This is a genomic window from Paenibacillus sp. 01T422 (assembly GCF_056398785.1).
The window spans coordinates 1-7,085 of record NZ_JBFTQB010000261.1 but is presented as its reverse complement, the minus strand read 5'-3'; the positions used below and the strand labels follow the sequence as shown (position 1 = coordinate 7,085).

At 48.0% G+C, this 7,085-nt stretch carries 6 protein-coding genes and 1 pseudogene; 3 read left to right on the top strand and 4 right to left on the bottom strand.

Annotation, left to right across the window (positions count from 1 at the left end; all coding sequences use genetic code 11):
• A partial coding sequence (locus tag AC1DUA_RS16115; protein ID WP_477500736.1) for a class I SAM-dependent methyltransferase occupies positions 1 to 786 on the top strand: 786 nt, incomplete at its 5' end.
• Position 787: 1 nt separating this feature from the next.
• Positions 788 to 1,501 (top strand): RluA family pseudouridine synthase, encoded by a 714-nt coding sequence (locus AC1DUA_RS16110; protein WP_477500735.1) that lies wholly within the window; start codon positions 788 to 790, stop codon positions 1,499 to 1,501.
• Between the two features lie 26 nt (positions 1,502 to 1,527).
• On the opposite strand, the gene AC1DUA_RS16105 is transcribed toward AC1DUA_RS16110, so the two are convergent.
• The gene (locus AC1DUA_RS16105) at positions 1,528 to 1,932 is read right to left on the bottom strand and encodes a MarR family winged helix-turn-helix transcriptional regulator (protein ID WP_477500737.1); all 405 of its coding nucleotides are present in this window, start codon (positions 1,930 to 1,932) and stop codon (positions 1,528 to 1,530) included.
• Between the two features lie 255 nt (positions 1,933 to 2,187).
• On the opposite strand from AC1DUA_RS16105, the gene AC1DUA_RS16100 reads away from it, so the two are divergent.
• Complete coding sequence (locus AC1DUA_RS16100) at positions 2,188 to 2,355, top strand: hypothetical protein (protein ID WP_477500734.1); 168 nt, start codon at positions 2,188 to 2,190, stop codon at positions 2,353 to 2,355.
• Here AC1DUA_RS16100 and gyrA read toward each other — a convergent pair.
• The 3 genes and pseudogenes from gyrA to AC1DUA_RS16085 all read right to left on the bottom strand — a co-directional run.
• Positions 2,346 to 4,787 (bottom strand): DNA gyrase subunit A, encoded by a 2,442-nt coding sequence (gene gyrA / locus AC1DUA_RS16095; protein WP_477500733.1) that lies wholly within the window; start codon positions 4,785 to 4,787, stop codon positions 2,346 to 2,348. The two genes, AC1DUA_RS16100 and gyrA, sit on opposite strands and share 10 nt — an antisense overlap.
• 24 nt (positions 4,788 to 4,811) lie before the next feature.
• Positions 4,812 to 6,779, bottom strand: coding sequence for a DNA topoisomerase IV subunit B (parE, locus tag AC1DUA_RS16090; protein ID WP_477500732.1), 1,968 nt, complete (start codon positions 6,777 to 6,779; stop codon positions 4,812 to 4,814).
• 64 nt (positions 6,780 to 6,843) lie between these two features.
• Positions 6,844 to 7,085, bottom strand: a pseudogene (locus tag AC1DUA_RS16085) (ABC transporter permease); the annotation flags it as partial.

Below are 7,085 nucleotides of genomic sequence, written 5' to 3'. Positions count from 1 at the left end.
GTGTTGAGAAGACCTGACCCACAAATCATTTGGCCTTTGGAAAAAGAAACACCCGCATGGCGTCAAGCCGATGCTCATTATCACCGCAGCTCCAGCGGCGGCGGACAGTGGCAGCAGAATGCTGAACTTCCGGAACGCTGGACGATCACTTATGACCAGAAGCTGAGCTTTTATATTAAACCAACCAGCTTCAAGCATACGGGCTTATTCCCCGAGCAAGCCGTCAACTGGAAATGGATGATCGATAAAATCCAAAACGCTGGAAGGCCAATCAAGGTATTGAACCTGTTTGCTTATACAGGCGGAGCTTCTCTGGCCTGTGCTTATGCAGGAGCAGAGGTTTGCCACGTCGATGCTGCCAAAGGTGTTGTGCAATGGGCGAAGGAGAATCTGCATCTCAGCAATATGGGCAGCCGCCCCGTACGTTTCATTACCGATGATGTCTTCAAATTCGTACAAAGAGAACAGCGCCGCGGCAGCAAATATGATGCGATCATCATGGATCCTCCCTCATACGGACGCGGACCTAATGGCGAGACCTGGAAACTAGAAGATGACCTCTTCCCTTTCATTCAAACCTGCCAGAGCATTTTGACCGATAATCCTTTGTTCCTGTTAATTAACTCTTATACAACAGGTATTTCGGCTACGGTGCTGCAAAACATCTTAACGATGGCGATGAAAAGCAAGCATGGCGGTACGATTTCAAGTGGAGAAATCGGCCTGCCGATCACTCACTCCGGCTTAATGCTCCCTTGCGGTATTCTGGGACGCTGGGAGTCGTAGGATGACTGGAGCCAAAGATGGTACGGGAGCATCGCAAATTTCAATACTTTTCGAAGACAACCACATTCTCGTAGTAGAGAAACCCGTGAACATGCCAACACAAGAGGACGACTCGCGCGATCCTGATCTGCTGAACGTCCTGAAGGCAGATCTCAAGCACCGGCACAACAAGCCTGGTAATGTATACCTCGGGCTTGTCCACCGGCTTGACCGACCTGTAGGCGGCGTGATGGTCTTCGCCAAAACGTCAAAAGCCGCGTCACGGCTGTCGGACGCGGTAAGAACTAGGCATCTCGACAAAACGTATGTCGCTATTGTGCATGGCAAACCGCCACAGTCGACCGCTACGCTGCGTCACTGGCTCTGGAAAGACACGCGGACGAATACCGTCAGCGTTGTCACACCAGGCCAGCACGAAGCCAAGGAGGCTGTGCTGGATTATAAGCTGCTCGGCAGCCAAGACGGTCTCAGCTTGATCCAGATCAAGCTGCACACCGGGCGGCCGCATCAAATCCGCGTGCAGCTGGCTGCCATCGGCTGCATCCTGTACGGCGACCAGCGCTACGGCAGCGCGGTCAACAAGCCCGGCCAGCAGCTAGCGCTCTGGGCGACGGCTCTGTCCTTTGAGCATCCAACACTCAAAGAGACGATGCGCTTTCGGTCGCTGCCGCCCGTGCAGCGGCCATGGAGTGAATTTACAATTCCAGAATTGTAAATTCACTCTTGGGGGCGCCTCTGCGATTAATTGGCGACCTTCCCCAACAAATAAATAAGCAGTTTCTGATTATGGGCGGAAACGCGGCTCAGGTAAGTGTCCAGCAGTTGTTCTCGGACCAACGTACCTCGCTCGCATTCCGTCCTTCCTTTGTCTGTCACGTGTACCCAAACGATACGACGGTCTTTCTCATCTCGCACCCGCACGACTAACTCACTTTTCTCCATACGATCTAATAGCGTTGTAACCGCTGCAGGCGTTGTAGATAAATATTCGATTAGATCTGAAGGCTTCATACGCTCGTTCGTCATAAGCAATTCTAACACGTTAAGTTGCCCTTCTGTAATCGTAGGTGCTAATCCTACTTCCATCTGGCTCTTCAATTCCTTAGACAATTTCAGCCACAGCTTTCCAAACTCATCGGAATACAACCTCACATCAACTCGCTTCCAACATCTACTATAACGCAAGTATAGCACGCATTTTCAACGGTTAAAAGGTTAATGCCGTTAATACTTTCCTACAAAAGCTGCACATTCCCGGGACATGCTGTGGCATGTTGTCGAGTCATCAACTACTTTGTCCGAACTTGAAGAAAGTCTCGACTTCTTTTTAACACTTAGCCCACTTCTGACATATACTGTGAAGCAGTTAGTATCGCAGATCACGTTAAGGAGTGGTTCAAAGTGGATGATTGGAAAATAGAGCTTGGCAAAAAGGCACTCGAGGCCGGCATGCTGAAAGACCCACAGTGGCTGGATCGATTAGACGARCCGATGCCCCTGTGGGTCTTATTAGAGTTAGCTTTTAGGCTGATGGAGAAACTGGATCCACCTACTGTCAGTTATGACTGAGGGAAACGCAGCACTTCTATAATGGACTCTGTTTTGGTAACAGGTATAAGCTGTTTGCCCTGCGCTTTACGATCTTCCAGTGGCGCTGTCTCCGTTGAGAAGCGAAGCTTCTCTCCATTACTCATCACGGCTGTAATCTGATAATCCATTTTCACAATGAATGTTCGGATTAAACCTGTTCCATTCGGTCTGACACGCTTGCCTTCTTTGAACTCAAAGGTTAGAATACCTTTTCCTCCACGCCCTTGAATCGGATAATCAACGACAAGGGACCGCTTGGCATACCCGAGGTCCGAAATGACGAGCACTTCCCCCTCATCCCCATAAATCCACTCAGCCGAGACGACATCATCGTCTTCTTTGAGCTGGATGCCGCGCACACCCGCGGCCGCACGGCCCATCGGGTTTACTTCCTCCTCGCGGAAGCGAATGCTCATGCCCAGCTTCGTGACAAGCAGGATTTCTTTCGTGTTGTCACTGAGATGCACATACAGCACTTCATCTTGTTCAGAAAGCTTACAAGCGACAAGTCCATTGGAGCGGTTCGTCATATACTCTTTGAGCTCTGTACGCTTCACTTGGCCTTTGCGGGTGACGAATACAAGCGATTTTGTTGGATCCTCAAAGCCTTTGATCGGAATCACACTGACGATGCGATCTTCTTTGGCGATTGGAATGACGTTGACGATCGCGGTACCATTTTCTTTCCACTTRTACTCTGGCACTTGATGGACAGGCAGTAAGTAATACTGGCCTTTTTTGGTGAAGATCAGCAAACTCTCAATCGTATTTACGTCGAGCAAGAAGCGCAAGTAGTCGCCTTCTTTGAGGCCTGTATTTTCCAGTTCTCCGCCTGATCGTGTAAACGAAAGCTTGCTAGTCCGTTTCAGATAACCTTCGTTAGAAAGCGTTACGAAGACATCTTCCGGGTTGACGAGCACTTCCAGATTCACTTTGAGCTCTTCAACCTCGCCTTGAATAGCTGAACGGCGCTCAATGCCGTATTTCTTCCGGATTTCGCCCATTTCATCTTTAATTACACCTAACAGCTTTTTCAGACTGCCCAAAATGCCACGTAAATAAGCAATTACTTTTTCAACATCTTTCAACTCTTTTTCAAGGGTTGTGATTTCTAAATTCGTTAACCGGTATAATTGCAAGACAAGAATGGCGTCCGCTTGACGCTCAGAAAAGCCAAATTTCTCAACCAAGTTGTTTTGTGCATCCTGACGATTTTTGGACGCTTTGATCGTCGCGATCACTTCGTCCAAAATATTAAGAGCCTTGACAAGCCCCTCCAGCACATGAGCGCGGTCTTCCGCTTTCTCAAGCTCATATTGGGAACGGAATGTGACAACTTCCTTTTGATGCCCAATGTAAGCTTCCAGAATTTCACGAATACCCAATTGGCGCGGTGCTTTGTTAACAATCGCAACCATATTGAAATTGTACGTTACTTGCAAATCCGTTTTCTTCAGCAAGTACGCCAAAATCCCTTGCGCATCCGCTTCCTTTTTCAGCTCAATGACGATCCGTAATCCATTACGTCCGCTTTCGTCCCGAACTTCCGCGATTCCTTCGACCTTCTTCTCAAGTCGGATATTCTCCATAGCGGTTACGAGACGCGCTTTCACGACCTGATACGGAATTTCGGTGATCACAATTTGCTGTCTTCCGCCGCGCATGTCTTCGATCGCTGTTTTGGACCGTATATAGATACGCCCTTTGCCTGTGCGATAAGCCTCACGAATCCCATCTTCCCCCATAATAATGCCGGAGGTAGGGAAGTCTGGACCTTTGACGATTGTCATTAACTCGTCGACTGTAATCTCAGGCTTATCGATCATCGCTGTGCAGGCATCAATAATTTCACGCAAGTTATGCGGTGGAATTTCTGTCGCAAAACCTGCCGAAATGCCGCTCACACCGTTCACAAGCAGATTGGGATATCGCGCCGGGAGCACAACTGGCTCCTTCGTGGAGTTATCAAAGTTATCTTTGAACATAACGGTGCGCTTCTCAATATCACGAAGCAGCTCCATCGCAATTTCTGAGAGCCTTGCTTCGGTATACCGCATTGCTGCCGGTGGATCATCATCAAGAGATCCCCAGTTACCATGGCCATCCACAAGTGTATGACCCATTTTCCATGGCTGTGCCATACGAACCATACCGTCATAAATGGAGGCATCTCCATGCGGATGATAGTTCCCCATCACATCGCCGACCGTTTTTGCGGACTTGCGGTATGGTTTATCAGGGGTGTTCCCTGAATCGTACATTGCGTACAATACGCGCCGTTGTACAGGCTTCAAGCCGTCTCTAACATCCGGGATCGCGCGATCCTGGATAATGTATTTGGAATAACGCCCGAATCGATCGCCAACGATCTCCTCTAGATAGGCTGGTAAAAATTCTTCTAAAATACCCAACTTTCAGTCACCACTCTTTTTGGTCTACTCTACATATTCGGTAAAATCGACGTTCTCGATAATCCAACGTTTACGCGGATCAACTTTATCGCCCATTAGGGTTGTTACTCGGCGTTCCGCTTTTGCAGCGTCTTCGATTTGAACCTGCAGCAGCTGCCGACTTTCTGGATTCATGGTTGTCTCCCATAACTGATCGGGATTCATCTCGCCAAGACCTTTGTACCGCTGTAACTCGGTATTCTTGCCAAGCTCTTTCACAACAACTTGCAGTTGTTCGTCGGTCCATGCATATTTATATCCGCCATTTTTGCCTTTTCTAGTCACTTTAAAAAGCGGCGGCTGTGCAATGTACACCTTGCCTGCATCAATCATAGGCTTCATGTAGCGATAGAAGAACGTCAGAAGCAGCACTTGAATATGCGCGCCGTCGGTATCAGCATCCGTCATAATGATAATTTTACCGTAGTTCATCTCTTCGACTTCGAACTCAGAGCCAACTCCTGCCCCGATCGCTGCAATGATCGCTTTATACTCTTCGTTTTTCATAATGTCGAGTAGTTTCGCCTTTTCGGGATTCATTGGTTTCCCTTTCAGCGGTAAAATAGCCTGATGCTTGGAGTCACGCCCTTGCTTCGCAGAACCTCCAGCAGAATCTCCCTCGACGACGAACAATTCATTACGCTGCAAATCTTTGGATTGCGCAGGGGTTAGCTTGCCGCCTAGATTCGAGCTCTCGCTTTTCCCTTTTTTCCCGCTGCGAATTTCTTCCCTAGCTTTACGAGCCGCTTCTCGAGCTCTAGAGGCTTGAACAGCCTTCTTCAGCATCATCTGCGCGATTTGCGGATTTTCTTCCAGAAACACAGTCATTTTGTCTGAAACAACCGCATCCACCGCACTTCGGGCAATAGCGCTTCCAAGCTGATCCTTGGTTTGACCGACGAATTCGACATCGCCCATCTTAATATTGATCACGACCATCATACCTTCTCTTAGGTCGGTACCGTCAAGGTTTTTATCTTTCTCTTYGAGAATGCCCGCTTTACGTGCATATTCATTCATGACCCTCGTATATGCCGTCTTAAAACCCGTTTCGTGCGTACCGCCGCCGCGGGTTGGGATTGCGTTTACGAATGAGGCAATCGTTTCTGTGTAGCCATCATTGTACTGAAGAGCCACTTCCACTTCAATTTCGTCCTTCTCAGAAGCAAAATGAATAACGGGATGAAGCACCGTTTTCTCTTCATTCAGGAATTCAACGAATTGGCTCGCGCCGCCTTCATACTGGAAAGAATCCTGTTTATCCGTACGCTCATCTTTTAAATTAACAAGTAAACCCGAATTCAGGAAGGCAATCTCCTGCAATCGCTCGGATAAGGTATCGTACGAAATGGTGGTACCGCCTTGGAATACCCGTTTGTCCGGTTTGAACGTAACTTTGGTCCCTGTCCGGTTCGTATTCCCTATAACTTCAAGCTTGGTCACAGGTTCACCAACATGCTCGACACCTGCATCATCGACCCGGTATTCAAAACGCATTTTGTGTATTTTGCTGTCGCGGTAAATTTCAACTTCCAGCCACTCCGAGAGGGCATTCGTTACCGAAGCACCAACACCATGCAGTCCTCCCGATTTCTTGTATCCAGAACCGCCAAACTTGCCACCGGCATGAAGAATCGTAAAAACAACTTGCGGTGTAGGAACTCCTGTCTTATGCGTACCTGTCGGAATACCTCGACCGTTATCTTGCACTGTGATGGACTGATCTTTATGTATGGTCACATTGATTTTGGAACAATGTTTGGCAAGATGCTCATCAACCGCATTATCGACAATTTCCCAAATCAAATGGTGCAAACCGGAAGAACTCGTGCTGCCGATATACATCCCTGGTCTTTTACGAACAGCGACAAGCCCTTCCAGTACTTGAATATCATCGACATCATAATCCGATGTTGGGGCTTTTCCATTTGCAAATTCTAGTTGCTCAGTCATTGAAGCCCTCCTTTTTCTAATATAGGGTTCTTTGATAGGAGTTCCGCGACTCCTTTGTATCTTGTTAATTCAATATATCCTTGCGGGAGAAAACAGTAAAGGAAACAATCAGCGAAATTGCGGCCCAGACGCTTAGAACACTTAGGGAGAAGGATAAATCCATACCTTTTATCGGTGGCAGACCTCCCGTAAGATACTTGGTTAAGTCCAAGTTGACCATAAACAAATATTTCGCTGTTTCCCAAGATGACACCATGTTCGAAAGAATCGTCCCGGAAATTAAGACTGCGAGCATGACCCCCATAC